Consider the following 26763-nt stretch of genomic DNA (forward strand, 5'->3'; position numbering starts at 1 on the left):
GATGAAAAAATTATTGGCAATAGTTCTTACTATCGTAATTACGATATCTGGACTATGGTTTGCAACTAGATTATTTATGCCAAAATACATGCATGGTATTTTGGAAGGAGCCATGATTGGTGAATACTACGATGATCCAACAGACCACAATGTCGTTTTCATCGGAGATTGTGAGTTATACGAGAATATTTCACCTGTTTACCTATGGGAGAATTTTGGAATTAATTCGTATATACGTGGTAGTGCACAGCAGTTAATATGGCAGTCATATTATTTGGCAGAGGAGACAGTGGAGAGAGAACATCCTGATGTGATAGTCTTCAATGTCCTTTCTATGAAATACAATACTCCTCAGAATGAAGCCTACAACAGAATGACTTTAGACGGTATGAAGTGGAGTAGTAGCAAGGTTGATTCCATAAAAGCTTCTATGACTGAGGAAGAGAGCATGATTGAGTACATGTTCCCTCTTCTTAGATATCACAGCCGTTGGAGTGATTTAAATGTGGATGATTTTAAGTATCTTTTCCACAGAGATAAGGTTACATTTAATGGCTACTATATGCGTGTGGATGAGAAGCCTGCAGATGATAACATTCCAAAGGGAAGACCTATAATCGACTATCAATTTGGCGATACTGCATACCAGTATTTAGACAAGTTGACAAAACTTTGCAAGGACAATGATATAGAACTGATTCTTGTGAAGGCTCCAAGTCTTTTCCCATACTGGTATCCACAGTGGGATAAGCAGATAGAAGACTATGCAGCTGCAAATGACTTGACCTACATTAATTTCCTTGATTATCAAGATAGCATTGGACTTGATTGGGACAAGGATACTTATGATGGAGGACTTCATTTGAATCTTTCGGGTGCAGAAAAGCTATCCGAGTACTTCGGTCAAATCCTTTCTAATGATTTCAATGTCCCTGACCGTAGAGGCGAGGAGGATCTTGAGAAATATTGGGATGGTGTAATTGAAAGATATGATGCGGAAATTCAGCGTCAGACTACTAATTTAGAAAAGTATGGTTCGGTACATGGACCAGATGGAGAGTAGGAATATCCATGAAATTTGTAATTCAAAGAGTAAATGAAGCATCTGTAAAGGTGGATGGCAACATAATTGGTCAGATTAATAAGGGCTTTTTAGTGCTTATTGGCGTAGGTCAGGATGATACAAAAGAAATCGCCGACAAGATGGTAAAAAAGCTTTTGGGACTTCGTATATTCGATGATGAGAATGACAAGATTAATCTTTCTCTTACAGATGTTGGCGGTGAATTGTTATTGATTTCTCAGTTTACTCTTTATGCAAATTGTAAGAAGGGATATCGTCCATCTTTTATAGAGGCAGGTGCCCCTGATATGGCAAATGACATGTATGAATACATTATTTCTCAGTGTCGCGCTACAGGCTTTCATGTGGAGACAGGAGAGTTTGGAGCAGACATGAAGGTATCCCTTCAGAATGATGGACCATTTACTATTGTTCTGGATTCTAGAGAAATCTGCTAGGTGATTAATGATATGAATTTTGTTCGTACAATTACTAATATGGAACGCTGTTCTAACGAACCTTTAGAGATATTATGTAAGAAAATATCAGAAGGATTAAGGAAGAAACTACATGATCCAACATTTGTATACGTAAATATAGGTAAAATAGAGAACACACATCAATTGACAATGTGTATTCGTAAAAACGAATGGATGATTGAAAATGTGGATGTTATATTAATAACTATAAATAGTATATCATGTCACCAAAAGGCAGTAATAACATCTTGTTATAATTATGTCCAGAAGACAGCTGAGGTTTTGGCTGAAATAGGTTTTACTAAATTAGATAGTTATAGTTTTGACTCCATGGATTATGAGTATTAAAAACATGTAAACAGGAGGTAGAGAGTATGAAAATTGCAATGGCAAATGACCACGCTGGTACACAAATGAAAGAGGAGATTAAGGCTTATCTTATCAAAGAAGGATACCAAGTAGAGGACTTTGGAACCTATGATGAGAATAGCTGTGATTTATCTGATTTTGTTTATCCTGCAGCTCTTGCAGTAGCAAAGGGTGAATGCGATAGAGGAATATTCTGCGATGGGGTAGGCTATGGAAGCGCATTAATTGCAAATAAGATTAATGGTTGCTACGCAGCGGTATGTCAGGATCCTCTTTGTGCAACACTTGCTAGAGAACATACAGATTCCAATATCCTTTGCCTTGGAGCAAAAATTATTGGAGGTCTTATGGCTATGGAAGTGGTAAAGACATGGCTTAAGACAGAACCACTTATGGAAGAAAAATATCGTCGCCGTGTTCAGAAGGTTTGCGACATCAATGATAAGCACTGTGTGCCTATTGTATAATGATAAAGTAATAACAAAAGAGACATCCTAAAAGGATGTCTCTTTTTTATTATTCTTTAATCTACAATTCTGTCTTCGATTGGGATGTACTTCTTGTGCTGGCATACTGTCATGTATGCTGGACGCATGATTTTGCCCTTGTGGCAGATTTCTTCCATGCGGTGAGCACTCCAACCTGCGATACGTGCAATGGCAAAGATAGGAGTAAATAATTCTCCAGGAATGCCAAGCATCTGATAAACAAATCCTGAGTAAAAGTCTACGTTTGGTGAAACACCCTTGTAGATTTTTCTCTCTTCAGCGATGATCTTTGGAGCAAGCTTAGCAACTAGCTCGTAAAGATTGTATTCCTTTTCCATGCCCTTTTCCTTAGCAAGATCCTCTACGAAAGAGTGGAATGTAAGAGCACGAGGATCGGATACTGAATAAATAGCGTGGCCCATACCATAGATAAGACCGGCATTGTCAAATGCCTCGCCGTGTAGGAGAGCACGAAGATAAGCTGAAACTTCTTCCTCGTCTTCCCAATCCTTAAGGTGGGCTTTCATATCCTCGAACATCTTTACAACTTTTATATTGGCACCACCGTGCTTAGGTCCCTTGAGGGAACCAAGTGCTGCAGCGATAGCAGCGTATGTGTCTGTACCTGATGATGAAACAAGGTGAGTAGTGAATGTAGAGTTGTTACCGCCACCGTGCTCCATATGTAAAATCAATGCCACGTCAAGGAGCTTAGCCTCAAGTGGAGTGAATTTGCTGTCTGGTCGTAAGCAGTGCAAAATATTCTCTGCTGTAGAATAATCAGGTCTTGGCTGATGGATAATCAGCGAGTTCTCATTGTAGTAGTAATCGTATGCTGCGTAGCTATAAACTGAAAGCAGTGGGAAATTAGCAATCAGCTGTAAGCACTGTCTAAGTACATTTGGCTCAGAGGTGTCATCAGCATAGTCGTCGTATGAGTAAAGTGCAAGAACTGATCTAGCAAGTGAGTTCATCATATCCTGAGATGGACTCTTCATAATCATATCGCGAACAAAATTTGGTGGTAAAGAGCGATAGCTTGCAAGTATGTCTTTGAACTCTTCTAATTGATCGACAGTAGGAAGGTTACCAAAAAGTAAAAGGTAAGCACATTCCTCGAATCCGAAGTGCTGCTCCTTTGGAAGATTCTTAACTAGGTCTCGTACATTGTAGCCGCGATAGAAGAGCTGACCATCACATGGAACTTCCTTTCCATCTACGAATTTCTTTGAGTTAACTTCAGATATCTCAGTAATACCAACCAGAACACCCTTACCATTTAGATCACGAAGACCTCTTTTTACATCGTAAGTAGTGTAAAGCTCTGGATCTATATATGATGATTTCTTGGAGAGCTCAGCAAGCTTTTCCAATTCAGGAGTAATCTCGCTATAATTTTCAATTACCATTAAAACATTGTCCTCCTTCAAGTGGTTATTGCAATTAAACATTATAAAGTCTAAGTATAATTGTTTTACACTTTAGCGTGCTAAATTGCAATTTAATGTATAGTAACATAAATATATGTAATTATACAAGTAAAATTGTGCCATTTTTAAGTGGAGGATTGCAAGTTATTTGGGCAAATTTTAGAAAAAGTTAATACTTGGCAATTTGCTCAAAAAAGGCCACTAAAATTGTACGAATAGGAAAACAATTTTTCGTTGATTTCGTTGACAATAAAATAACGAATATATAAAATGTTATTTAGCGAAAATTAGTTTATAGCCCCTTGTTACATGGGGTTAGCTACTAAAATTAAATAAATTTAGAAAAGTGAGGTAAGACAAGATGGCTAATGTTGATTTAACAAAGTATGGCATCACAGGAACAACTAACATCATCCACAATCCTTCTTACGAGGAACTCTACAAGGCAGAGCTCGACGCTAAGAACGAGGGGTATGAGGTTGGTCAGGAGACAGAACTTGGCGCTGTTAACGTAATGACAGGTATCTATACAGGACGTTCTCCTAAAGATAAGTACATCGTTATGGATGAGAATTCTAAGGATACTGTATGGTGGACAACAGAGGGATATCCAAACGATAACCATCCAATGTCTGAGGATGTTTGGGCTAAGGTTAAGGAACTTGCTAAGAAGGAGCTTTCAAACAAGGACCTTTATGTAGTAGATCTTTTCTGCGGTGCTAACAAAGATACACGTATGGCAGTTCGTTTCATCGTTGAGGTTGCTTGGCAGGCTCACTTTGTTGAGAATATGTTTATTAAGCCTTCAGCAGAAGAGCTTGCAAACTTCGAGCCAGATTTCGTAGTTTACAATGCATCTAAGGCTAAGGTTGAGAACTACAAGGAGCTCGGACTTAACTCTGAGACATGTGTAGCTTTCAATATTACATCTCGTGAGCAGGTTATCATTAACACATGGTACGGCGGAGAGATGAAGAAGGGTATGTTCTCTATGATGAACTACTTCCTTCCACTTAAGGGTATGGCTTCAATGCACTGCTCAGCTAACTGCGATATGGATGGAAAGCATACAGCTATCTTCTTCGGTCTTTCTGGTACAGGTAAGACTACACTTTCTACAGATCCTAAGCGTCGTCTTATCGGTGATGATGAGCACGGCTGGGATGATAACGGCGTATTCAACTTCGAAGGTGGTTGCTACGCAAAGGTTATCGGTCTTGATAAGGAATCTGAGCCAGATATCTACAACGCAATCAGAAGAGATGCTCTTCTTGAGAACGTAACAGTTGATGGCGCTGGTAAGATTGACTTTGATGATAAGAGCGTTACAGAGAACACTCGTGTATCTTACCCAATCAATCACATTAACAACATTGCAGCTGAGGTAAATGGTGTTTCAGCAGGTCCAGATGCAGAGAATGTTATCTTCCTTTCAGCAGATGCATTCGGAGTACTTCCTCCAGTATCTATCCTTACACCAGAGCAGACAAAGTACTACTTCCTTTCAGGATTTACTGCTAAGCTTGCTGGTACAGAGAGAGGTATCACAGAGCCTACTCCTACATTCTCAGCTTGCTTCGGTCAGGCATTCCTTGAGCTTCACCCAACAAAGTATGCTGAGGAGCTCGTTAAGAAGATGGAGAAGTCTGGTGCAAAGGCTTACCTTGTTAATACAGGTTGGAACGGAACAGGAAAGAGAATCACAATTAAGGATACAAGAGGTATCATCGATGCTATCCTTTCTGGTGACATCAAGAATGCTCCTACAAAGACAATTCCAATGTTCAACTTCGAAGTTCCTACAGAGCTTCCAGGCGTAGATCCTAAGATCCTTGATCCTAGAGATACATACGCTAACGCTTCTGAGTGGGAAGAGAAGGCAAAGGATCTTGCTGCTAGATTCAACAAGAACTTTGTTAAGTACACATCTAACGAGGCTGGTAAGGCACTTGTTTCTGCAGGTCCACAGCTCTAAAATAGTGTAATTATTACCCATCTTGTGACTAAAGTTACAAGATGGGTTTTTAATTGTAATACTATACTTAAGCATAACAATGTTGAAAAAATGTTCTTTATTTAAACACATTTATGGTGTAATATAATTTCAGGTACAAGATACCGACTTTTTCCTAACCTGGGATGTACGATTTAACTTATCCTTTTTGAACCTACATTTACTTTAAACGGAATGCCTATATTTCTAGTTGGCTGTCAGGCCTCCTTTGCAGTGGAAGACAAAAGATTAGTTGCGGCGATCCACCTAGCTAGAGCTAGGAGTCAATTGATAGGCCCGGCATTTTGGGTTAGGTTTTATTATTCAAAGTAGTAAAAAAGTAAGGGTTATCTATTTTCCAAATTTATTTGGAAGATAGATAACCCTTATTTTTTTCTAACTTAGATAAGTTCGCCCATTCCATGAGTAACGGCCACGTTACGAATGGGTTGGGCGATTTTGAATAATAAAAATCTAACTCTTTAATATAGTCGCTGATTTTGGTAGAATCTGAGATTGAGGAGATTATTATTTATGTGGACTTTTTTAGGTTACGGTAAAACATATCTTGATAAGTGTGGAAGAGATAACATTGGTGCTTATGCGGCTCAGACTGCATATTTTATGATTATGTCATCTATTCCTTTTATGATGCTCTTGGTATATATAGCAGGATTTGTTCCTCCTATCAAGGAGTACATGAATGAGCTTGTTTATAATGTGCTTCCTGATTCTATTGAGCCATATATGATTAAGGTCTATGCCATGATTACACAGGCATCTGTTGGAATGATTTCTATTGCTGTTGTTATGGCTATTTGGGCTTCAGGCAAGGCCTTTCAGAATCTTATGGTAGGTCTTAATCAGGTTAATAAAATCGAGGAGACCCGCAACTGGTTAGGTCGTAGATTTAGAGCGATTATTTATACTATGATTATTCTCAGCGTTATTGTTGTAATCATGTTTATGATGGTCTTTACTCAGCAGCTTCAATATTATGCTAAGAATTATTATGGTTTTCTTGCTTATGTGGTTGGAATAAGACCGCTGTTTAGAGGCGTGTTTGTATTTGTTTTCTTGGTTATTGTATTTACATTTTTGTTTACAGTGCTGCCTAATAAGCATCTGTCATTTTTCAGTCAGTTGCCAGGCGGATTTATCTGTGCGGTGAGCTGGTACGTGTTTAGTTTGCTTTTGGCTGGATGGGTGAGAGTGTTCAATAACTTTTCTATGTACGGAGCGCTGGCTACCATGATGCTATTTATGTTTTGGCTATATTTCTGTATGTACTTTATGCTGATGGCGGCGGAGGCCAATGTTTTCTTTTCCGATGCCTTTGGTTTGGCATGGGAAAAGCACAAGAAGAACCTGAGCATGAAGCGCCGTGCAAAGTGGAAAAATTAAACCTATTGTGATAGAATGTGTGGGTTATGTTAGTAAAAGATTTTGATTATGAACTTCCTGAGGAACTTATCGCTCAGGATCCTTTGGAAAAAAGAAGCAATTCAAGATTAATGGTCTTGGATAAAAATACGGGAGAGATTTCTCATCGTCATTTCTATGATATCAAGGAATATCTTAAGCCAGGTGATTGCCTGGTTATCAATAATACTCGAGTTATTCCAGCAAGATTATACGGAGCTAGAGTTGGTTCTGGTGGAAAGGTAGAGATTCTTCTTTTAAAGAGAATTAGTGATAATAGATGGGAGTGCTTGGTTAAGCCTGGCAAAAAGGCTAGACCGGGTATGGAGATTTCTTTTGGAGACGGTCTTTTGATTGGAAAGATTGTAGATATCGTTGACGAGGGAAATCGTATCATTGAGTTTAGCTATGACGGCATCTTTGAGGAGATACTTGATAAGCTTGGTGAGATGCCATTACCACCATATATTACTCATAAGCTTAAGGACAGGGATAGATATCAGACTGTATATGCTAAATACGATGGTTCGGCAGCTGCTCCTACAGCAGGCCTTCATTTTACACCAGAGCTTTTGGATGAAGTGAGAGCTATGGGTGTTAAGATTGCAGAGGTAACACTTCATGTGGGACTTGGCACATTTAGACCTGTTAAGGAAGAAGAGGTTCTAGATCATCACATGCATTCTGAGTACTATGAGCTTACACAGGAGGCATGCGACATCATCAACGAGACTAGGGCAAATGGTGGCCGAGTTATCTCTGTTGGAACTACAAGTACTCGTACTTTGGAGTCGGCAGCAGAGGCTGGCAAGCCACTTTCACCAAAGAGCGGATGGACCCAGATATTTATTTATCCAGGTTATGAGTTCAAGGTGATTGATGGACTTATCACCAATTTCCATTTACCACAGTCTACACTTATTATGCTTGTGTCAGCTTTGGCAGGAAGAGAGCATGTCCTTGCGGCTTATAATGAGGCTGTTAAGGAAAGATACAGATTCTTCTCCTTTGGAGATGCTATGCTTATTGCGGATTTAAAATAAGTCCTTTAAATATAGCTGTCATTTTAATTGGCAGATGGCTGTTAAGTGTTGTTTTTACAATACTTAACTGATAAAATTTTAATTTAGTTGAGTAGGTTATTAAGCCTTAATATATGATTTTAGGGAGGAAGCTATGATAGACATCATATCTGAATTGAGCACCAAGTTTGAGACTGAGCTTTCGAATATCAAGAATTCTGAAGAACTTGAGAATATTCGTGTTTCATATCTGGGCAAAAAGGGTAGCGTTACAGCTGCCATGAAGGAAATGGGCAAGCTCTCTGTAGAGGAGAAAAAAGAGTTTGGCCAGAAGATTAACATTCTTAAAAATTCTGTTGCAGACAAAATTGCTGCTAAAAAAGAAGAGTTAGCTGCACTTGAGCTTCAGCGTGAGATTGACAAGGTTCCTGAGTTTGATATTTCCCTTCCAGAGCAGTTTGATCAGGGAAGCTATCACCCAATTACACTTGTTCAGCGTCAGTGCGAGACAATCTTTAAGTCTATGGGATTTACAGTTGAGGACTATAGCGAGGTTGTTACTGATTATGAGTGCTTTGAGTCAGTAAATATCCCTAAATATCACCCTGCAAGAGATATGCAGGATACATATTATCTTGAGAATGGTCAGCTTCTTAAGTCACAGACTACTGCGGCTCAGAATGCTATCTATAAAAAGTATCGCAAGCAGCTTATTGAAGATGGCACACCAATCAAGGCTATCTTCCCTGGACGTTGCTTTAGAAACGAGGCTACTGATGCATGCCATGAGAACACTTTCTTCCAGATGGAAGGTGTTATGGTTGGTAAGGATATTTCTATTTCCAACCTTATCTACTTTATGAAGACTATGCTTTCAGAAGTATTTAGACGTGATATCAAGGTACGTCTTCGTCCTGGTTTCTTCCCATTTGTGGAGCCTGGTTTCGAGCTTGATATCAACTGCCTTAACTGTGGCGGTAAGGGATGCCCTTCATGCAAGCATTCTGGATGGCTTGAGCTTTGCCCATGTGGTATGGTTCATCCAAAGGTTTTAGAAGAGGGTGGAATTGATCCTGAGAAATATACAGGCTTTGCCTTTGGTCTTGGTCTTACAAGACTTGCAATGATGAAATATGGTATTAAAGACATTCGTGATCTGAACAGCGGTAATCTTAACAGCTTAGCTCAGTTCACAGATGATGAGCAGTAAGGGAGGGCTAGATAGATGTTTATTTCAATGAATTGGATCTCTGATTTTGTTGACCTTAGTGGTCTTGACAAGATGGACCTTATTGCTAAGTTTTCTCTTTCAACAGCAGAGGTTGAGAATGATATTTTCCATAAGGGTGAGGATTTATCAGGTGTTGTAGTTGCTGAGATTAAATCGGTAGAAGAGCACCCAGAATCAAAAAAGCTTCACCTTCTTAAGGTAGATGCCGGCGATGGCAAGCTTACAGACGTTGTCTGCGGAGCGCCTAATGTTCGCGTTGGCATGAAGACAGCATTTGCCAAGGTAGGTGCACAGATTGGAGATATTACTATTGCTCCAAGACCACTTGCAGGCTTTGATTCATTTGGTATGTGCTGTTCTGAAAAGGAGATTGGTATCTCTGATAATAATGACGGTATCATGGATATTCTAGAGGATGTGGCAAATGGTACAGACATTAAGGATTTATATGAAATCGATGATATTATCTTCGAAGTAGACAATAAGTCACTTACAAATAGACCAGATCTCTGGGGACATTACGGAATAGCAAGAGAGTTTGCTACAATCGCAAAGCGTCCTCTCAAGGAGCTTCCTACAATTGATTTGAGCCAGTATGACAATCTTGAAAAGATTGATCTTAAAATCGAGGATGAGCTCTGCCAGAGATATTCTTCAATTAAGGTAGAGAATGTTGAGAAGAATGTTGCGCCTATGAATATGCGTATTCGTCTCTACTACTGTGGTATGAGAGGAATCAACCTTCTTACAGACCTTACAAACTATCTTATGCTTGAGATGGGTCAGCCAATGCATGCCTTTGATTCACGCAAGGTTGGTAAGATTCGTATCAAGAGATTTGACAAGCCATTTACATTCACAACACTTGATGGTGTTGAGAGAAATATAGACGAGAACACTCTTATGATTTGCAACGACAACACACCGGTTGCTATTGCAGGTATCATGGGCGGTCTTGATTCTGAAATCGTGGATGACACTACTACACTTACTCTTGAGTCAGCTACATTCAATGCTGCTTCTATTAGAAAGAGTGCAGTACGTCTTGCTCATCGTACAGATGCATCTGCTCGTTATGAGAAGAGTCTTGATCCTGAGATGACAACTGTTGCTATTGCTCGTTTCATGAAGCTTCTTCTTGAGATTGATCCAGGCGTAAAAGTTGTTTCAGCTCTTACAGATGAGTACGCATTCCACTATCCAAAGGTTGCACTTGATTTCGACAAGGCATTTGTTGATAAGTACACAGGTATCCAGATTACAAATGAGCATATCGTAGATACACTTACGGCTTTAGGATTTGGAGTGACACAGGATGGAGATAATTTCCATGTAGATGTTCCTTCATATCGTGCTACAAAGGATATTAGCTTAAAGGCTGATATCATTGAGGAAATCACACGTATTTATGGATACGACAATTTTGAGCTTTCTACAACAACAGCTCCTCTTTATCCAGTTCGTATGGCTGAGGACAAGAATGTAGAAGATAGAATCAAAGATATTCTTGTAAAGAGATTCAGAATACATGAGGTTCACTCTTATGTATGGCAGTACGCTGATGAGTACAAGAAGCTTGGTATGGAAGTAGAGGACAATATCAAACTTGCCAACTCTACTAACCCTAATATTGAGACTCTTAGAAACTCAATTATCCCTACACAGCTTTGCCAGGTTAATTACAACACAGGCTATGCTACTGACTTTGGTATATTTGAGGTTGGCCATGTAGTTGAGGGAATTAAAGCTGACGGTCTTTGCGATGAGAAGAAAAAGCTTTGTATTACACTTTTCTCTAAGACAAAGTCTCTTGAGACTCTTTACTTAGAGCTTAGAGATATGATTGCTGAGGTGGTTGATGATATTAGACATAAGCCACTTACATACAAGAAGCTTGAGGCTAAGCACTCATATGAGCATCCAAAGAATCTTAACGCTATTGTTTTAGATGAGACAGTGATTGGTAAGCTTGGGGTGGCACATCCACTTGTTTCTAAAAAAATCGATAAAAAGGCTTCTATTGTATTTGCTGAAATTGATATCGAAAGTCTTGCAAACATTGTAGCTGAGCCAATTAAGTATGTTGAGCCTTCAAAATATCCATCAATTGAAGTGGATTTATCATTTGTAGCAGAGAAATTTTCTGAAATAAATGATACAATAAAGGAGAGTGCTGAATCTATTCTTAGAAAAGTTGGCGTTGCCGATATATATAATGATGGAAACAGCAAGTCGATCACAGTAAGACTTCTGTTCGGTGATGACGAGCGTACTCTTACTCACGAGGAAGTTCAGACTGTAGTTGATAAAATTATTGAAAAGCTTAAGACTAAGGGTATAAATCTTAAGGCTTAATTACAATTATTTGTATTGGGAGGCGGAGCATGGAAGAGAAGAGAAAAAATAAGCGTCTGGATATTGATGTAAAGGTTGAAATCGAACGTATCGATGAGGCCAATATCACAACTGTAAAGTACATGGAAGTTGAGGTTACTAATATATCTAAGACAGGATTGGCTTTTAGAGTACCAGATGTTGAATTTGAAGTGGGGGCATGTTTTGATGCTAGAATTCAGATTTGGACAAAAGAGACAATCGACACAATCTTCAAGGTCGTTCGTGTGAACAAGCTTGAGAATGATGTTTATGAATACGGATGTATTTTCGTAGGCATGACTGACACAGACGCATTAAAAATCGAAATCTATCAGCTCTTTAATGATGTAGAGTAGTTGTAATGAGGGAGAGTAGTTAAGTGGATACTAGTATTATTTTCCCACATCTTCATATCACATTGAATAACGTTGAAAAAGGATTCCATATTGGATCCTTTTTCATTGCTTTTTACGGAGTTATTATTGCAATTGGTATGCTTGTGGGTGTTTCGTTTATATTAAAAGAAGCTAAGCGTGTTGGATTTGATGAGGATGGCTTTTTAGACATCTGCATTATCACAATTATTGTTGGCGTAATTGGCGCTAGATTGTATTATGTGATTTTTGCATGGGATTACTACAAGGCTAACCCTTTGAGTGCTTTTAATATCAGGCAGGGAGGACTTGCTATTTACGGCGGCATTCTTGCGGGTATTGCCAGCGTAATGGTTCTTTGCAAGTTAAAAAAGCTTAAGTTCCTAGCTGTAGCAGACGTTGCAATATTTGGCGTGATTATTGGCCAGATATGTGGTCGCTGGGGTAATTTCTTTAATAGAGAGGCTTTTGGAGCCTATACAAATGGACCTTTTGCAATGTTGCTTCCACTTAATGCTATTCGTTCTTTGGATGATACTACAGCAGAGATGATGGAGCATATTACTTCCATTAATGGAGTGGATTTTATTTCTGTTCATCCTACCTTTTTATATGAGTCACTATGGAATTTGGGACTTCTTATATTCCTTCTATTCCTTAGAAAGAAAAAGAAGTTTGATGGTCAGATATTTATTTTGTATTTGATCATTTACGGCGCAGGACGTTTCTGGATTGAGGGACTTAGAACAGACCAGCTTAAGCTTTGGGCTACGGGACTTCCGGTTTCACAGCTTTTGGCTGGATTATTAGTTGTTTTAGGCACAGCTCTTTATGTGTATTTTATTAAGAGTGGAGCAGAGGTTTCAACGGTGAATCATGAGGGAGCTAAAACTGAAAAAATAGACCAAGAGACAGAAAAAGAACAAGAAAATTAACAATAAATTGTATTTTTTTAAGCACAATCCAAGACATCGGTTATTCCGATGTCTTTTTTTGTGTCCTTTTTTAAGTTCCACCACTATATTTTGGGGAATGCCCACCACTTGCCTCCACAGGCAAAAAACATTGATTTTTCACGGGTTTAGGGGTTGTCATCAGCAGCAAAAAGGTTTAAAATGTAGTTAAAAGTGGAGGAAAGTGGTAGAAAAGTGTCACAAAGTGGTGGAAAGGAGGAGTGAGTCTCATGTTCATGGGAGAATACAGTCACAATTTAGACGCGAAGAATCGTCTTATTATGCCTGCTAAGTTTCGTGAGCAGTTGGGAGAGCACTTCGTAGCCACTAAGGGACTTGATGGATGCCTTTTCGTTTATCCACTTAGTGAATGGCAGACTATCGAGGAGAAATTCAGAGAGATACCACTTACCACAAAGGATGCTAGAAAGTTCTCACGTTTCTTCTTTGCAGGAGCTGCAGAATGTGACATCGATAAGCAGGGCAGAGTTCTTATTCCTGGAAACTTAAAAGAGTATGCAGGGATAGATAAGGAAGTTGTTTCTGTAGGTGTTCTCAATCGAATTGAGATTTGGTCTAAGGAAAGATGGACCACAGAGGGCACTTATGATGACATGGATGAGATAGCCGAGCACATGGCTGAGTTAGGTTTAGGAATTTAAATGGAGTTTAATCATTATTCAGTTCTCTTAAATGAGACAATTGACAATCTGAATATTAAACCTGATGGCATATATGTAGATGGCACATTGGGAGGCGGTGGTCATTCATATGAGATTGCCAGCCGACTTACCACAGGCCATTTATATGGATTTGATCAGGACACTGACGCATTAAAGGCCGCAGGAGAGCGACTAGCACCTTTTGGCGATACCGTCACAGAGATTCATAGCAATTATGAATTCATGAAAGAGCGATTAGCTGAGCTTGGTGTTAGCAAGGTAGATGGAATAATGCTTGACCTTGGGGTATCTAGTTTCCAGCTTGACGAGGCAGAGCGAGGTTTCACATACAGAGTTGATGATGCTCCGCTTGATATGAGAATGGACAAGGACAATCCAAAGACAGCAGCTGATATAGTTAACAACTATTCCCCAGAGGATTTGGTAAGAGTCCTTTATACATACGGAGAAGAAAAGTTTTCCAAGCAGATTGTTAAAAATATTGTTAAGGAAAGACAGAAAGCTCCAATCCTTACAGCAGGACAGCTTAACAAGATAATAGCAGAGAGCATTCCTAAGAAAGCTCAGGTAGGGCAGGGACATCCTTCCAAGAGAACCTACCAGGCACTTAGAATTGAGCTCAATCGAGAACTTACAGTTCTTGAGGATCATATAGATGACATGATTGATTTGTTAAATCCAGGTGGCAGGTTGTGTATTATCACCTTCCACTCACTGGAGGACAGAATCACAAAGGTAGCATTTAAAAGAAATGAAGACCCATGTACGTGCCCGAAGAATTTTCCGGTATGTGTATGTGGAAAGAAATCAAAAGGCAAGGTAATTACTAGAAAGCCAATCTTGCCAAGCGAAGAAGAACTTGCAGTAAATTCCCGTTCAAAGAGTGCAAAACTTAGAGTATTTGAGCGAGGAACACTTTAAAAGCAATTCTTCTAGGGACTAGTTTTGGTACGCAATGTTTTAGGAGTTTTATTATGCAGGAATTACAGACTTATTATTACAATCAGGGAAATGCAGTTAGAAAAGAAGAAATTTATGTGCGTCCTACAAGAAGTCTGCCTACAAGAGAGCAGCGCGAGCGTGAAAAGAGAGAGGAAGCTTTAAGACGCCAGAAAATTACAGATAGAAAAAGAGCAGCTGCCCTTAGAAAAAATAGACTCTTGACCGGCTATATGATTGTTGCAGTAATAGCTACAGTTTCTATGTTGGTTGGATATGTTGCACTTCAGACCAATGTTTCTACTAGAATGGACCACGTGGCAGAGCTTGAAAGTCAGCTATCAAAGGTTAATGCAGACAACAAAGCGGCAGAAAGTAGAATAGCTACAACAACAAATCTTTCAGAAATTAAGGATAAAGCCATAAATGAACTTGGAATGGTGTATGCAACTAGCAACCAAATAGTGTATTATAGTGTAGATGGTTCTGACTACATGAGTCAGTATCATGACATTCCATAGAATTGAGTGGGAGTTATGGCTGATAATAATAATCGAAGAAGGATAAAACCAAATAATAAAATTTTAAAAAGAATGCAACGCAAGCTCTGGCTGGTATTTGGAGTTGTTTGTATTCTTTTTGTTATTCTTATAGGTCGCGTAATGTTTATCCAATATACAAGCGGAGACAAGTACGAAAAAATAATACTTGCTCAGCAGCATTACGATAGTACCATTATACCTTTCCAGCGAGGCGACATAATTGATGCTAGGGGCACGGTACTTGCTACATCGGTAGATGTATATAACGTAGTCCTAGATAGCAAGGTGCTTAATGCAAAGGAGAGCAAAAAGCCCGGCACAATCGCAGCTACAGTTAAGCTTGTTACAGAGTGTTTCGAGGAAATCGACGAGGATAAGATTAAAAAGCAGTTATCTGACAATCCAAATTCTCAGTACTTTATTCTTGCAAAAAAGGTTTCCTATGAAGAAATGGCTAAATTCGAGGAGCTAAAAGAAGATGATAGCCACAAGGGTAGCATTTTTGGGATTTGGTTTGAAAAAGAATATATTAGACAGTATCCATACGGCACCCTTGCTGCCGCTACAATTGGTTACGCCAGTGGTGGTAACGTAGGTGTCATTGGCCTTGAGAATAAATATTCCAACGTTCTTAATGGTGTTAACGGTAGAACATACGGATATCTTAACTCAGACAGTAACTTGGAACAGACCACAATTGATGCTACTAATGGATATAATATTGTTCTTTCATTAGATGTTAATATCCAGACCATTGCTGAAAAGGCTGTTGCGGACTGGAATCAAAAGACCATGGAAAAGTGGAACGAGGAACATCCTGATGAGCCAGAGGCTTTTGGCTCGTTACATACAGCTGTACTTATTATGAATCCTAATTCAGGAGAGATATTAGCTATGGCTCAGTATCCATCTTTTGATTTAAACAATCCTAGAGATTTGAGCACTTACTATTCCGAGGAGGAAATAAGTGCCATGACTGAGGATGAGAAGATGGATAAGCTTAATCAGATATGGCAGAATTTCTGTATAACCTATACATACGAGCCAGGTTCTACATTTAAGCCATTTACAGTTGCAATGGGGCTGGAGACAGGAGCTTTAAATGGAGATGAGACCTACTTCTGTGATGGAGGTGAGATGGTTCCTGGATATGATAAGGTTATCCATTGTGTTAAAAAGACTGGTCATGGACAGGAGACTATAGCCGATGCTCTTTCCAATTCTTGCAATGATGCTTTGATGCAGATGTCCTATGTTATAGGTGGTGAGAATTTTACTAATTACCAGTCAGTTTTTGGATTTGGTCAAAAGACAGGCATTGATCTTACAGGAGAGGCTAGTACCGTTGGTCTTATTTATAGTCTGGAAAAAATGTCAACGGTTAACTTAGCAACTAATTCATTTGGACAGAACTTTAATACAACCATGATTCAGTTGGGTACTGGCTTTTGCTCACTTGTAAATGGTGGCTATTTATATGAGCCTCATTTGGTGACAAAAATAACTGATTCTAGTGGTAATACAATTCAAGAAATTGAGCCTACCATTTTAAAGCGTACTATATCTGATGAGACTGGAGATTTAATCAAAGGGTATCTTGAATACGTAGTATCTGCAGGTACTGGTAAGACTACACGTGTTGATGGATATAGAATTGGTGGTAAGACAGGTACAGCCGAGAAATTGCCTCGTGGTAATCATAAGTACTTAGTTTCATTTATAGGATTTGCTCCTGTTGATGATCCACAGGTTGTCGTATATGTAGTTGTTGATGAGCCAGGTGTTGGTGCCATTGGAAACAACCAGGCTCACAGTAGTTTCGCTCAGGAAATCTGCCATGAGATATTTAAGCAGATTTTGCCATATATGGGAGTTGAGTCTTCTCTTTCAGAAGAGGAGGAGGCAGAGGCTGCAGCCAGTCTTACAGAGCAGGCTCAGGCGCCTGTTGAGGAGGCCACAGACGATACACCTGAGACAGAAGCTCCTGAAGCTAATCCAGAGGCAGTTCCAGAGCCAGTTTCAGAGCCAGATGTTCAAGAATAGAATAATTAATAAGAATATGTAGTCTTAGACTACGGGAAATTGGAGTTATATTATGTTACAAGTTTTTTTACCTATGTTGGTTTCGTTTATTATAGTTTGTGTTATTTCACCTTTTGTCATTCCTGTTCTTCGCAGATTAAAAATGGGAAATACAGAGAGAGAGTATATCAAGGAGCACAAGCTTAAAAATGGTACACCATCTATGGGTGGCATAATGATTCTTATAGGATTTGCAGTTGTAGGATTTTACTATGCAGCTGATTGCAAGGAGATTTATCCAATTCTTTTCCTTACATTAGGATTTGGTATTCTTGGCTTTATAGATGATTTCTTGAAGGCTATCAAGAAGAGCTCTGATGGTCTCAAAGCTTGGCAGAAGATGGCGGGACAGCTTCTTCTTACAACAGGCTTTGCTGTATATATGATAAAGTTCTCAAATATTTCTATGGAGCTTAGAATTCCTTGTACTAGAGCGTTTGTAGATATAGGATGGCTTAGCGTTCCACTTTTGTTTTTAGCGGTACTTGGAACAGTTAATGGTTCTAATTTTACAGATGGCCTTGATGGACTTGCTACATCTGTAACTCTTGCTATTGCAGGTTTTTGGGGTGTTGTTTCATTAACACTTGGTTCTGGTATTACTCCAGCTATCGCAGGAATGATGGGCGCTCTTTTTGGATTTTTAATGTTTAATGTTCATCCTGCAAAGATTTTCATGGGAGATACAGGCTCCCTTGCGTTAGGCGGATTTGTAGTAAGTACAGCTTACGTATTACAGATGCCTATATTTATTATTTTAGTTGCACTTATCTACCTTGTAGAGGTTCTCTCTGTTATTTTGCAAGTAGGATACTTCAAGATGACAGGAGGAAAGCGCATTTTTAGAATGGCACCAATCCATCATCACTACGAGCTTGGCGGATGGTCTGAGGTCAAGGTGGTTGCAGTGTTTACAACAGTGACAATTTTCTTATGCGTATTTGCTTATTACCTAGTTTAAAAGAGTGGGGATAGAGTTTATGGCTAAAGACAGAGAGCTTGCTGCATATAGGCAGGAAGCTAGGCAGAGAAAGAAAATTAAAAAACTTTTGAATTTCGATTATACATTGCTATTAATCGTTATCTTTATTCTGGCTTTTGGACTAGTTATGCTTTATAGTACCTCAGCTTATGCTGCATCTCTTAAAATGGGCAATTCTGTTTTTTATCTTAAAAAGCAGGCGAGCGCCGCGGCTCTAGGCTTTGTTGGCATGTTTTTTTCTACTAAAATCGACTATAGAAGATGGTCAGCCCTTGTTTGGCCGATTTATTTAGGGGCTACAGCTCTTTGTATACTTGTTATTTTTGCAGGTACAACTATCAATGATTCCACTAGATGGCTGCGTATTGGTGGTGTTTCATTTCAGCCATCAGAGCTGGCGAAGGTAGCAGTTATTTTGCTTATTGCAAGTATCATTGACCGTGCACCTAAGGCCCAGAGGACATTTCAGGGCTCTATTATGACAATAGCGCTTGTTATTCCAATATTTACCATTGTCGCATATAGTAACCTTTCTACAGCTGTTATTATTTTAGGTATTGCATTCGTAATGGTATTTATTGCATCTCCTAAGTATGGGTATTTTGTGGGACTTGCAGCTGCAGGTTTTTCCCTTATTGTAGTTTATATCGCTTTTGAGAGTTACCGAGCAGGTCGAATTGGTGCTTGGTTGCATCCAGAAGATTTTATTGATAGCAACGGATTCCAGATATTACAGGGATTATATGCTATCGGTAGCGGCGGACTTTTCGGCAAGGGACTTGGCGGTAGTATGCAAAAATACATCGTGCCTGAGGCTCAAAATGATATGATCTTTTCTATTATTTGCGAGGAGCTTGGAGTATTTGGCGCAGTATGTATCATATTGCTTTATATTCTTATGCTTTATAGATTGCTTTATATTGCTAACCATGCAAAGGATATGTTTGGTTCATATATTTGCGTAGGTATCATGGCACATATTGCCCTTCAGGTAGTCCTAAATATTGCCGTTGTTACAAATTCGATTCCAAATACAGGCGTTACTTTGCCTCTTATCAGTTATGGTGGTACGTCAGTTGCTATTTTGCTTACAGAACTGGGATTAGCTCTTAGTGTATCTAAGAACATGGAGTTTGAGGAGGATGAGGATGTCTAGGCGCAGAAAAAAGCGTAGAAATAAAGGCTTTGTGCTTGCCATAATTGAATTTGTTCTCGCAATTGTAATACTAGTGGCGATTATAGGCGTTTCGGCATATTTTCTTTGTCCTCTTAAGAAAGTTACTGTTGAAGGAACAGATCTTTATACTTCTGAGGAAGTCTCCAATTACATTTTAGATGATGAGTATTCAAAAAATACAGTTTATGTTTTCCTGAAAAATAAGCTTTTTCCTAAGGGAGATGCAGAGTTTATTGAAAAATTTGATGTACAGATTACTGGCATGCATTCTATTAATATTGTCTGCAAGGAAAAGGCAATATTGGGATATATGACTCAGGATGATGGCAAATATGTTTATTTTAATTACGAGGGAAAGATAGCGGAGATTAGTGAGACCTACATTGAACGTGGCTACATGAAAATCGAGGGTGTTACTTGCGAGGAGCCAAAGGTGGGGGATAAGCTTTCCATAGGTTCCAATCAGGTAGGTTATCTAACATCCCTAATTAAAATATTAAAGAAGAATTCTTTGATGCCTAATGTGATTTCTTACGACGAAAACAATCACATTACACTTGTATATGACACCTATAATATTTCTCTTGGAAATCGTTCTTATCTAGAGGAGAAAATTGAGAGAGTGATGCTTATACTTCCTAAGATAGAGGGGTTACAAGGTACACTACATCTAGAGAATTATTCAAATCAAAACACAGATATTGTATTTGAAAAAGATACTGAGGCTGAGCAATAAAATCATATTTTTGATAAAAAACGGTTGCGTAATAGGTCGAAAAACTATAATATTATAATAGTATTTTGTATAAGAGGCGGAGAGTATCTCTTCGCAGCTCTGTTTTGGTATTAGAGATTTTTCGACCTCCCTTAGAGGTTTAATAAAAAGGAGGATATGGTTTTGATTAACATTACGACTGACGAGACAGGTGCTCCTGTCAGAATCATTGTTGTAGGCGTCGGCGGAGCTGGCAACAATGCAGTAAAGCGTATGGTTGAAGAGGGTATTGGGGGAGTTGAGTTTATTGGAATCAACACTGATAAGCAGGCACTTGATTTATGCAAGGCGCCTACTCTTTTAGCTATAGGCGAGAAAACTACAGGTGGAAAGGGCGCAGGTGCTAATCCTGAGGTAGGCCAGAAGTCTGCTGAGGAGAGCGCAGAGGACATTTCTGCAGCTATCAAGGGCGCTGATATGGTATTCATCACATGTGGTATGGGTGGTGGTACTGGTACAGGTGCTGCTCCAGTTGTAGCTAGAATCGCTAAGGAACAGGGTATCCTTACTGTAGGTATTGTTACTAAGCCTTTCCAGTTCGAAGGAAAGCCTCGTATGAACAATGCACTTAACGGTATTGAGAGACTTAAGGAGAGTGTAGATACACTTATCGTTATCCCTAACCAGAAGCTTGTTGAGATTTGCAACAAGTCTATGGGCATCGGTGAGAGCTTTAGAATGGCTGATCAGGTTCTTCACCAGTCTGTACAGGGTATTACAGATCTTATTACTAAGAATTCACTTATTAACCTTGACTTCGCTGATGTTCAGACAGTTATGAAGGACAAGGGATTAGCACATGTAGGTATCGGTTCAGCTAAGGGCGATGAGAAGGCACTTGAGGCTGTTAAGGCTGCTGTTGCTTCTCCACTCCTTGAGACAAGCATTCAGGGTGCTACTGATGTTATCGTTAACATCTGTGGTGATGTTGGACTTAACGATGCTAATGAGGCTACATCATACGTTCAGGATATGACTGGCGCTGATGCTAACATCATTCTTGGTATCACAGTTGATGAGAATATGGACGACGAAGTATCTGTTACAGTTATTGCAACAGGTCTTGGAGAGCCAGCTGCTACACCAGCAGGTTCATTCCGTTCATCTACAGGTATGTTATACAATTCACAGCCTAAGCCAAGCGGAGCAGATATGCTTGCAGGCATGAGAAATGCAGCTCCAGCTAGCCAGGCAGGTGTTACTAATACACCACCAGTTGTTAACAGACCAGTTACTCCAAATCCAGTTCAGAGACCAGTTACTCCTACAGCACCTACAGAGAGCAGCGTACCTGAGCTTAACATCAAAATGCCAGACTTCATGAGCTCAATCAAAAAGTAATTTAATCAAAAATTATGGCACCGCATTAGCGGTGCCTTTTTAAATGTCAAATATAATTATTTCTTGCCTTCAGCTTTTGCCATAAACTTTTCGTTGTTTATAATGAATCTCTCATGTGTACCCATACCAACCATACCGTTTTCATCTGAGCAAACAACTTCAAAAGTAAGTCTTCTTCCGTCAATCTCAATCAGAGTGGCCTCACACACAACAGTTTTTCCAATGGCACTAGGTGCCATATGGCTCACATTAACCTTAGTTCCTACAGAACCAAGTCCCTCTTCAAGCTCTGGCTGAATCATCTTCCAGCAAGTCTCCTCCATCAAAGAAATCATGGCAGGAGTAGCAAAAACCTCCAGGGCTCCACTAGTAAAAGCCTTTGCAGTATTATCAATTGTCACAACAGTCTCGGCTGACCCCTTCATTCCAATTTCCAACATAATAGAATCTCCTTAATCGTATTTTATATAAACTCATTATAAAACCTTACGGAAAAAATAAAACCCATGTTTCCACATTTATCCACTTTTTGCCTCCAGCCCACCTGCCGCCTTTCCAATAAAGGACCCGGGCCGCCGGCAGGTGCAGGCGGCGAAGATAAAGTGGATGGGAGATTGTGGAAACATGGGTTTTGTGTTATAATTTCTCTCCGTGAGTTTGTATAAAATATTGTGATTATTTATAGATGGAGGATACGATGAAAGAGATTCTTATGCAGATTAAGGAAGTTGTAGTTGACGGCTTTAAGGCTGCGGGCTATGACGAGAAGTACGGTATGGTTTCGCTTTCCAATAGACCAGACCTTTGCCAGTTCCAGTGTAATGGTGCTATGGCAGCTGCCAAGGAATACAAGAAGGCTCCTATTGCTATTGCAAACGAGGTAGTGGAGAAGCTTTCTGCTAATTCTATGTTTTCTAAGTGTGAGGCATGTCCTCCAGGATTTATTAATATGAATTTGTCGGATGAATTCATTTCTGATTTCGTTTCGGCTATGGCTGATGATAGTGAGCGCTTTGGAGTAGACAAAGTTTCTTCACCTAAAAAGGTTATGATTGATTATGGCGGACCTAATGTTGCTAAGCCACTTCATGTTGGTCACCTTCGTTCAGCTATTATTGGTGAGTCAATTAAGCGTACAGCTCGTTTTATGGGAGATGAGGTTATCGGTGATGTACATCTTGGTGACTGGGGTCTTCAGATGGGGCTTATCATTACTGAGTTGAAGCTTCGTAAGCCTGAGCTTGTATATTTTGATGAGAATTATGATGGCGAGTATCCAACAGAGGCGCCATTTACTATTTCTGAGCTTGAGGAGATTTATCCATGTGCTTCTGGTAAGTCTAAGGAAGATGAGGCTTATAAGGAGGCTGCATTAAAGGCTACTTTTGAGCTTCAGCATGGCAGAAGAGGCTATCAGGCTCTTTTATCTCATATCCTTAATGTTTCTGTTAATGACTTGAAGCGTAATTACGAGAAGCTTGATGTTACCTTTGATTTGTGGAAGGGTGAGTCAGATGCTCAGCCTTACATTCCTGATATGGTTCAGAAGATGAAGGACGATGGGTTCGCTTATATTTCAGAGGGCGCACTTGTTGTAGATGTTAAGGAAGAGACTGATACAAAAGAGGTTCCACCTTGTATGATTCTTAAATCAGATGGAGCTTCACTTTACAATACAACAGATCTTGCTACTATGGTTTGGAGAATGAAGGATTACAATCCAGATTCTATCGTATATGTAGTAGATAAGAGACAGGAGCTTTACTTTACACAGGTATTTAGATGTGCAAAGAAGACAGGTATCGTTCCTGATTCTACTAATCTTTACTTCGTAGGTTTTGGTACTATGAATGGTAAGGATGGTAAGCCATTTAAGACACGTCAGGGTGGCGTTATGAGACTTGAGTATCTTCTTCAGGAAGTAGAGGATAAGATGCTTGAGAAGATAAAAGAGAATGGCACAATGAATGATGAGGATGCTGCGAAGACAGCAGCTATTGTTGGTCTTTCAGCTGTTAAATATGGTGACCTTTCTAACCAGGCTTCAAAGGATTACATCTTCGATATTGATAGATTTACATCCGCTGAGGGTAATACAGGTCCATATATCCTTTATACAATTGTTAGATGTAAGTCAATTCTTACAAAGGCAGGAGTAAGCAGCTTCGATGGAGCGATTCTTCCTGCACACTCAGATTCAGAGAGAGCTCTTCAGCTTGAACTTACTAAGTTTATGGCTTCTCTTTCTTCAGCATATGAAGAGATGGCTCCTCACAAGATTTGTGCTTACATTTACGATTTAGCAAATGCTTTCAACAGATTTTACCATGATACTAAGATTTTGGCTGAAGAGGATGAAGCTGTTAAGGCTAGCTACTTGAAGCTCTTATGGCTTACAAGAGGTGTGCTTGAAAAGGCTATCGAACTTCTCGGCTTTAATGCACCGGAGCGTATGTAAATGGATACATCTTTTTTACCAATTGATTTTATTAATCGCATGGAGCAGGACCTTGGTCCTGACTTCCATGCGTTTTTGCGTTCTTATGAGAAGAGCAAAATATCTGCCCTTCGATTTAATCCTATTAAGGCAGATGACAAAGCTATAGAAAATATTAAGGATATGCTGACAGGTCCTATTAAGTGGAGCCCTAATGGCTATTATTATGATGATGAAAATAGCCGTCCAGGAGTACATCCTTATCACCATGGCGGAATTTATTATATTCAGGATGCATCGGCTCAGCTTCCAGTAGAGATGCTTGCGCCAAAGCCAGGGGATTTTTGTCTTGATCTTTGCGCAGCGCCAGGAGGCAAGTCCACCCAGATAGCAGGCTATTTGAATGGACAGGGAATACTTGTATCCAACGAGCCAATGAAAAATCGCGCTAAGATTCTATCTGAGAACGTGGAAAGACTTGGTATTAGAAATGCCATTGTCACTTCTGAATATCCAGATAAGCTAGCTACAAAATTTCCAGAGTATTTCGATAAGATTATGGTTGATGCCCCATGTTCAGGAGAGGGCATGTTTAGAAAGAATCATGATGCCTGCGCTGAGTGGTCTCTTGAATCTGTTGAGATGTGCGCAGCTCGCCAGGCTGAGATTTTGGACAGAGCATATGAAATGCTTATACCAGGAGGACGAATCTGTTATAGTACCTGCACTTTTGCGAAGCTGGAGGATGAGGAAGCTGTTGCTTCCTTCATTAGTCGTCACCCAGATATGACTCTTACCGAAGAAAAGAGACTTTGGCCTCATGAGGTAGAGGGAGAGGGTCACTATGCGGCTTTACTTGAAAAAGCTGACCCTGAAAATAGGGCAGAAGACTGTAAAGCTGAACGAGAGACCTTTAGCTTTAAGAAAATTAATGATAAAATATTAAATGACTATTTAATATTTATTAAGGGCACATTGGTGGACAAATGGCGTGATAATTTGCTACTTCTTGGCGACTTACTTTACATGCTGCCAGATGGTTGTCCTGATTTTGAGGGACTTCATGTGTTAAGAGGAGGCTTATTTCTCGGCACTCTCAAGAAAAACAGATTTGAGCCAAGTCATGCTCTGGCACTTGCACTAAAAGCTGATGAGGTAAAGCGCAGCTTTAATGTTTCATCTGATAGCAAAGAAATCGAAGACTATCTTAAGGGTCAGTCATTATTGGGAGATGTGTCAGACGGATGGACACTTATTACAGTGGACGGATATTCTATTGGTTGGGGTAAGACCGTAAAAGGTCAGATTAAAAATCATTATCCAAAAGGGTTGAGGAAAGTATGATACATAGGATATACAAGTATAAGCAACAAATATACGAATACATTATGTTTACCATAGCTTCTATCGTGATGGTAATCGGTATTTACTTCTTTAAATTCCCGAATCACTTTTCATTTGGTGGAGTCAGTGGTCTTTCTATTGTGCTGTCTGAGCTTTTGCCTCAGACACCTGGTTACATCAATCTGGTTATAAACATTGTTCTTTTAATCTTAGGATTTGTAGTTTTTGGCAAGAATTTTGGAGTAAAAACTACCTATATTACATTGCTTGTATCCTTTGGACCAAGCATCTTAGAGCATATTCAACCAATGGATGGACCTCTTACAAATCAGCCAGTACTTGAGCTTATGTTTGCAATTGCACTTCCTGCATTTGCCTCTGCAGTATTTTTCAATCTTGGGGCATCATCAGGTGGTACTGATATTGTAGCCATGATTCTCAAGAAATACACCAAAGTAGATATTGGTACAGCACTATTCATGTCTGACGTATTTATCGTAATCAGTGCATGCTTAGTATTCAACGTAGAGACAGGTCTCTTTTCTCTAGTAGGCCTTCTTGCTAAGTCTCTAGTTGTTGATGAGACCATTGAAAACATTAATCTTGCCAAATACTTTACTATTATATGTAACGACCCAGAACCTATCGTCAACTTCATCATGAAAGACCTAGGCAAGGGTGCCACAGTCTACAAGGCTGTAGGTGCATACGGCCACCAGGAAAAGACCGTAGTACTCACCATATTAAAAAGACAACAGGCCGTTGAGCTGAAAAACTTTATCCGCAGAAATCAGCCTAGCGCATTTATTGCCATCACAAACAGCAGCGAAATCATAGGCAAAGGATTCCGAGGCTATAATTAAATGGCGCTGGGCTTCACAGCAAATCCAATTCTGTAAAGCTAGGCCCTGGCCCCCTGCCCCCGCCGGCACCCAGAAATGGTAACAATTTTTGCGGATATTATAGTTTTTCAATATGCAAAGAGTGAACATCTAGCATGCGTCTTTTTAAGGGGTTAAAATGCAGCCAAGGAAAGCTGCATTTTAATCCTCCTTCGGAGGACAGCACATTTAAATAAATGTGCTGCTAGTACAGAAATGATTAAGCTTGATGCTTAATCATTTCTTATACATTGTTTTCAAAAATGTAGCTGACCTGTGTGGACACTTAATTAGTTTCAATGGCAGTTAACAAAATGATTCTAAGAGGGTGCTAGGGGCTCATGATACATTCGCTAAGAAAAATTAAAAAAAGAGTTTTG

The 26763-nt window shown here is 39.5% G+C and carries 24 protein-coding genes and 1 other RNA gene; 23 read left to right on the forward strand and 2 right to left on the reverse strand.

The window, feature by feature from the left end:
* The first annotated feature begins 1 nt into the window (after window position 1).
* Genes F0Q01_RS02800 through F0Q01_RS02815 form a run of 4 tightly spaced genes read left to right on the forward strand, consistent with a single transcriptional unit; the run spans window position 2 to window position 2378 of the window.
* Window positions 2-1063 carry an SGNH/GDSL hydrolase family protein gene (locus F0Q01_RS02800; protein ID WP_090485995.1) on the forward strand — a complete coding sequence of 354 codons (1062 nt, stop codon included), beginning with the start codon at window positions 2-4 and terminating at the stop codon, window positions 1061-1063.
* Between the two features lie 8 nt (window positions 1064-1071).
* Window positions 1072-1521: a D-aminoacyl-tRNA deacylase gene (dtd, locus tag F0Q01_RS02805; RefSeq protein ID WP_090485998.1), complete on the forward strand. Its 450-nt coding sequence runs from the start codon at window positions 1072-1074 to the stop codon at window positions 1519-1521.
* Window positions 1522-1533: 12 nt separating this feature from the next.
* Window positions 1534-1890 (forward strand): hypothetical protein, encoded by a 357-nt coding sequence (locus tag F0Q01_RS02810; protein WP_090486001.1) that lies wholly within the window; start codon window positions 1534-1536, stop codon window positions 1888-1890.
* Between the two features lie 26 nt (window positions 1891-1916).
* Window positions 1917-2378, forward strand: a complete 462-nt coding sequence (locus F0Q01_RS02815; RefSeq protein ID WP_090486003.1) for an RpiB/LacA/LacB family sugar-phosphate isomerase — start codon at window positions 1917-1919, stop codon at window positions 2376-2378.
* 56 nt (window positions 2379-2434) lie between these two features.
* On the opposite strand, the gene F0Q01_RS02820 is transcribed toward F0Q01_RS02815, so the two are convergent.
* Entirely contained in the window at window positions 2435-3808 is a 1374-nt protein-coding gene (locus tag F0Q01_RS02820) for a citrate/2-methylcitrate synthase (protein ID WP_090150225.1), read from the reverse strand.
* Between the two features lie 382 nt (window positions 3809-4190).
* Between F0Q01_RS02820 and pckA the strand changes: the two genes are divergently transcribed.
* From pckA to ftsZ, 16 genes are all read left to right on the forward strand, one after another.
* Window positions 4191-5804 carry a phosphoenolpyruvate carboxykinase (ATP) gene (pckA, locus tag F0Q01_RS02825; protein ID WP_090150228.1) on the forward strand — a complete coding sequence of 538 codons (1614 nt, stop codon included), beginning with the start codon at window positions 4191-4193 and terminating at the stop codon, window positions 5802-5804.
* Between the two features lie 153 nt (window positions 5805-5957).
* Window positions 5958-6138, forward strand: a non-coding RNA gene (gene ssrS, locus F0Q01_RS02830) — 6S RNA.
* Window positions 6139-6356: 218 nt separating this feature from the next.
* The gene (locus F0Q01_RS02835) at window positions 6357-7226 is read left to right on the forward strand and encodes a YihY/virulence factor BrkB family protein (protein WP_090486005.1); all 870 of its coding nucleotides are present in this window, start codon (window positions 6357-6359) and stop codon (window positions 7224-7226) included.
* Window positions 7227-7252: 26 nt separating this feature from the next.
* Window positions 7253-8287 (forward strand): tRNA preQ1(34) S-adenosylmethionine ribosyltransferase-isomerase QueA, encoded by a 1035-nt coding sequence (gene queA, locus F0Q01_RS02840; protein WP_090486008.1) that lies wholly within the window; start codon window positions 7253-7255, stop codon window positions 8285-8287.
* A 133-nt stretch (window positions 8288-8420) separates the two neighbouring features.
* Window positions 8421-9476, forward strand: a complete 1056-nt coding sequence (gene pheS / locus F0Q01_RS02845; protein WP_176753655.1) for a phenylalanine--tRNA ligase subunit alpha — start codon at window positions 8421-8423, stop codon at window positions 9474-9476.
* 15 nt (window positions 9477-9491) lie between these two features.
* The gene (gene pheT / locus F0Q01_RS02850) at window positions 9492-11852 is read left to right on the forward strand and encodes a phenylalanine--tRNA ligase subunit beta (RefSeq protein ID WP_090486010.1); all 2361 of its coding nucleotides are present in this window, start codon (window positions 9492-9494) and stop codon (window positions 11850-11852) included.
* 29 nt (window positions 11853-11881) lie between these two features.
* Window positions 11882-12229: a PilZ domain-containing protein gene (locus F0Q01_RS02855; protein WP_090150242.1), complete on the forward strand. Its 348-nt coding sequence runs from the start codon at window positions 11882-11884 to the stop codon at window positions 12227-12229.
* Between the two features lie 23 nt (window positions 12230-12252).
* Entirely contained in the window at window positions 12253-13182 is a 930-nt protein-coding gene (lgt, locus tag F0Q01_RS02860) for a prolipoprotein diacylglyceryl transferase (protein WP_090486013.1), read from the forward strand.
* A 248-nt stretch (window positions 13183-13430) separates the two neighbouring features.
* Complete coding sequence (gene mraZ / locus F0Q01_RS02865) at window positions 13431-13862, forward strand: division/cell wall cluster transcriptional repressor MraZ (RefSeq protein ID WP_090150247.1); 432 nt, start codon at window positions 13431-13433, stop codon at window positions 13860-13862.
* The gene (rsmH, locus tag F0Q01_RS02870) at window positions 13863-14804 is read left to right on the forward strand and encodes a 16S rRNA (cytosine(1402)-N(4))-methyltransferase RsmH (RefSeq protein ID WP_090486016.1); all 942 of its coding nucleotides are present in this window, start codon (window positions 13863-13865) and stop codon (window positions 14802-14804) included. It begins immediately after the preceding gene.
* Window positions 14805-14857: 53 nt separating this feature from the next.
* Window positions 14858-15343, forward strand: coding sequence for a hypothetical protein (locus F0Q01_RS02875; protein WP_090150254.1), 486 nt, complete (start codon window positions 14858-14860; stop codon window positions 15341-15343).
* A 15-nt stretch (window positions 15344-15358) separates the two neighbouring features.
* The gene (locus F0Q01_RS02880) at window positions 15359-17407 is read left to right on the forward strand and encodes a peptidoglycan D,D-transpeptidase FtsI family protein (RefSeq protein ID WP_090486019.1); all 2049 of its coding nucleotides are present in this window, start codon (window positions 15359-15361) and stop codon (window positions 17405-17407) included.
* A 52-nt stretch (window positions 17408-17459) separates the two neighbouring features.
* Window positions 17460-18407, forward strand: coding sequence for a phospho-N-acetylmuramoyl-pentapeptide-transferase (gene mraY / locus F0Q01_RS02885; protein ID WP_205467948.1), 948 nt, complete (start codon window positions 17460-17462; stop codon window positions 18405-18407).
* A gap of 19 nt (window positions 18408-18426) precedes the next feature.
* On the forward strand, window positions 18427-19584 hold the full coding sequence (locus F0Q01_RS02890; RefSeq protein WP_090150263.1) for an FtsW/RodA/SpoVE family cell cycle protein: 1158 nt from the start codon (window positions 18427-18429) through the stop codon (window positions 19582-19584).
* Window positions 19577-20341, forward strand: coding sequence for a cell division protein FtsQ/DivIB (locus F0Q01_RS02895; RefSeq protein WP_090486026.1), 765 nt, complete (start codon window positions 19577-19579; stop codon window positions 20339-20341). The genes F0Q01_RS02890 and F0Q01_RS02895 overlap by 8 nt, the downstream gene beginning before the upstream one ends.
* A gap of 162 nt (window positions 20342-20503) precedes the next feature.
* On the forward strand, window positions 20504-21721 hold the full coding sequence (gene ftsZ / locus F0Q01_RS02900; protein ID WP_330386042.1) for a cell division protein FtsZ: 1218 nt from the start codon (window positions 20504-20506) through the stop codon (window positions 21719-21721).
* Between the two features lie 56 nt (window positions 21722-21777).
* Here the strand turns inward: ftsZ and F0Q01_RS02905 are convergent, their stop codons facing one another.
* The gene (locus F0Q01_RS02905) at window positions 21778-22161 is read right to left on the reverse strand and encodes a thioesterase family protein (RefSeq protein ID WP_090486029.1); all 384 of its coding nucleotides are present in this window, start codon (window positions 22159-22161) and stop codon (window positions 21778-21780) included.
* A 257-nt stretch (window positions 22162-22418) separates the two neighbouring features.
* On the opposite strand from F0Q01_RS02905, the gene argS reads away from it, so the two are divergent.
* The 3 genes from argS to F0Q01_RS02920 are packed head-to-tail and all read left to right on the forward strand — an operon-like array spanning window position 22419 to window position 26365.
* Complete coding sequence (argS, locus tag F0Q01_RS02910; RefSeq protein ID WP_090486032.1) at window positions 22419-24179, forward strand: arginine--tRNA ligase; 1761 nt, start codon at window positions 22419-22421, stop codon at window positions 24177-24179.
* Window positions 24180-25502 carry an RsmB/NOP family class I SAM-dependent RNA methyltransferase gene (locus tag F0Q01_RS02915; RefSeq protein WP_090486035.1) on the forward strand — a complete coding sequence of 441 codons (1323 nt, stop codon included), beginning with the start codon at window positions 24180-24182 and terminating at the stop codon, window positions 25500-25502.
* On the forward strand, window positions 25499-26365 hold the full coding sequence (locus F0Q01_RS02920) for a YitT family protein (protein WP_090150281.1): 867 nt from the start codon (window positions 25499-25501) through the stop codon (window positions 26363-26365). The genes F0Q01_RS02915 and F0Q01_RS02920 overlap by 4 nt, the downstream gene beginning before the upstream one ends.
* Window positions 26366-26763: the final 398 nt, after the last annotated feature.

The sequence above is a fragment of the Pseudobutyrivibrio xylanivorans genome (assembly GCF_010906925.1).
Lineage (GTDB): Bacteria > Bacillota > Clostridia > Lachnospirales > Lachnospiraceae > Pseudobutyrivibrio.

What these genes read in the sequence shown, in the direction of transcription:
- F0Q01_RS02915 (WP_090486035.1), top strand. Translation starts at nt 24,180, where the DNA reads ATGGATACATCTTTTTTACCAATTGATTTTATTAATCGCATGGAGCAG.
- F0Q01_RS02905 (WP_090486029.1), bottom strand. Translation starts at nt 22,161, where the DNA reads ATGTTGGAAATTGGAATGAAGGGGTCAGCCGAGACTGTTGTGACAATT.
- F0Q01_RS02835 (WP_090486005.1), top strand. Translation starts at nt 6,357, where the DNA reads ATGTGGACTTTTTTAGGTTACGGTAAAACATATCTTGATAAGTGTGGA.
- F0Q01_RS02875 (WP_090150254.1), top strand. Translation starts at nt 14,858, where the DNA reads ATGCAGGAATTACAGACTTATTATTACAATCAGGGAAATGCAGTTAGA.
- F0Q01_RS02815 (WP_090486003.1), top strand. Translation starts at nt 1,917, where the DNA reads ATGAAAATTGCAATGGCAAATGACCACGCTGGTACACAAATGAAAGAG.
- F0Q01_RS02810 (WP_090486001.1), top strand. Translation starts at nt 1,534, where the DNA reads ATGAATTTTGTTCGTACAATTACTAATATGGAACGCTGTTCTAACGAA.
- F0Q01_RS02920 (WP_090150281.1), top strand. Translation starts at nt 25,499, where the DNA reads ATGATACATAGGATATACAAGTATAAGCAACAAATATACGAATACATT.
- mraY (WP_205467948.1), top strand. Translation starts at nt 17,460, where the DNA reads ATGTTACAAGTTTTTTTACCTATGTTGGTTTCGTTTATTATAGTTTGT.
- F0Q01_RS02880 (WP_090486019.1), top strand. Translation starts at nt 15,359, where the DNA reads ATGGCTGATAATAATAATCGAAGAAGGATAAAACCAAATAATAAAATT.
- pckA (WP_090150228.1), top strand. Translation starts at nt 4,191, where the DNA reads ATGGCTAATGTTGATTTAACAAAGTATGGCATCACAGGAACAACTAAC.
- pheS (WP_176753655.1), top strand. Translation starts at nt 8,421, where the DNA reads ATGATAGACATCATATCTGAATTGAGCACCAAGTTTGAGACTGAGCTT.
- dtd (WP_090485998.1), top strand. Translation starts at nt 1,072, where the DNA reads ATGAAATTTGTAATTCAAAGAGTAAATGAAGCATCTGTAAAGGTGGAT.
- F0Q01_RS02895 (WP_090486026.1), top strand. Translation starts at nt 19,577, where the DNA reads ATGTCTAGGCGCAGAAAAAAGCGTAGAAATAAAGGCTTTGTGCTTGCC.
- mraZ (WP_090150247.1), top strand. Translation starts at nt 13,431, where the DNA reads ATGTTCATGGGAGAATACAGTCACAATTTAGACGCGAAGAATCGTCTT.
- queA (WP_090486008.1), top strand. Translation starts at nt 7,253, where the DNA reads ATGTTAGTAAAAGATTTTGATTATGAACTTCCTGAGGAACTTATCGCT.
- F0Q01_RS02820 (WP_090150225.1), bottom strand. Translation starts at nt 3,808, where the DNA reads ATGGTAATTGAAAATTATAGCGAGATTACTCCTGAATTGGAAAAGCTT.
- pheT (WP_090486010.1), top strand. Translation starts at nt 9,492, where the DNA reads ATGTTTATTTCAATGAATTGGATCTCTGATTTTGTTGACCTTAGTGGT.
- F0Q01_RS02855 (WP_090150242.1), top strand. Translation starts at nt 11,882, where the DNA reads ATGGAAGAGAAGAGAAAAAATAAGCGTCTGGATATTGATGTAAAGGTT.
- F0Q01_RS02800 (WP_090485995.1), top strand. Translation starts at nt 2, where the DNA reads ATGAAAAAATTATTGGCAATAGTTCTTACTATCGTAATTACGATATCT.
- argS (WP_090486032.1), top strand. Translation starts at nt 22,419, where the DNA reads ATGAAAGAGATTCTTATGCAGATTAAGGAAGTTGTAGTTGACGGCTTT.
- F0Q01_RS02890 (WP_090150263.1), top strand. Translation starts at nt 18,427, where the DNA reads ATGGCTAAAGACAGAGAGCTTGCTGCATATAGGCAGGAAGCTAGGCAG.
- rsmH (WP_090486016.1), top strand. Translation starts at nt 13,863, where the DNA reads ATGGAGTTTAATCATTATTCAGTTCTCTTAAATGAGACAATTGACAAT.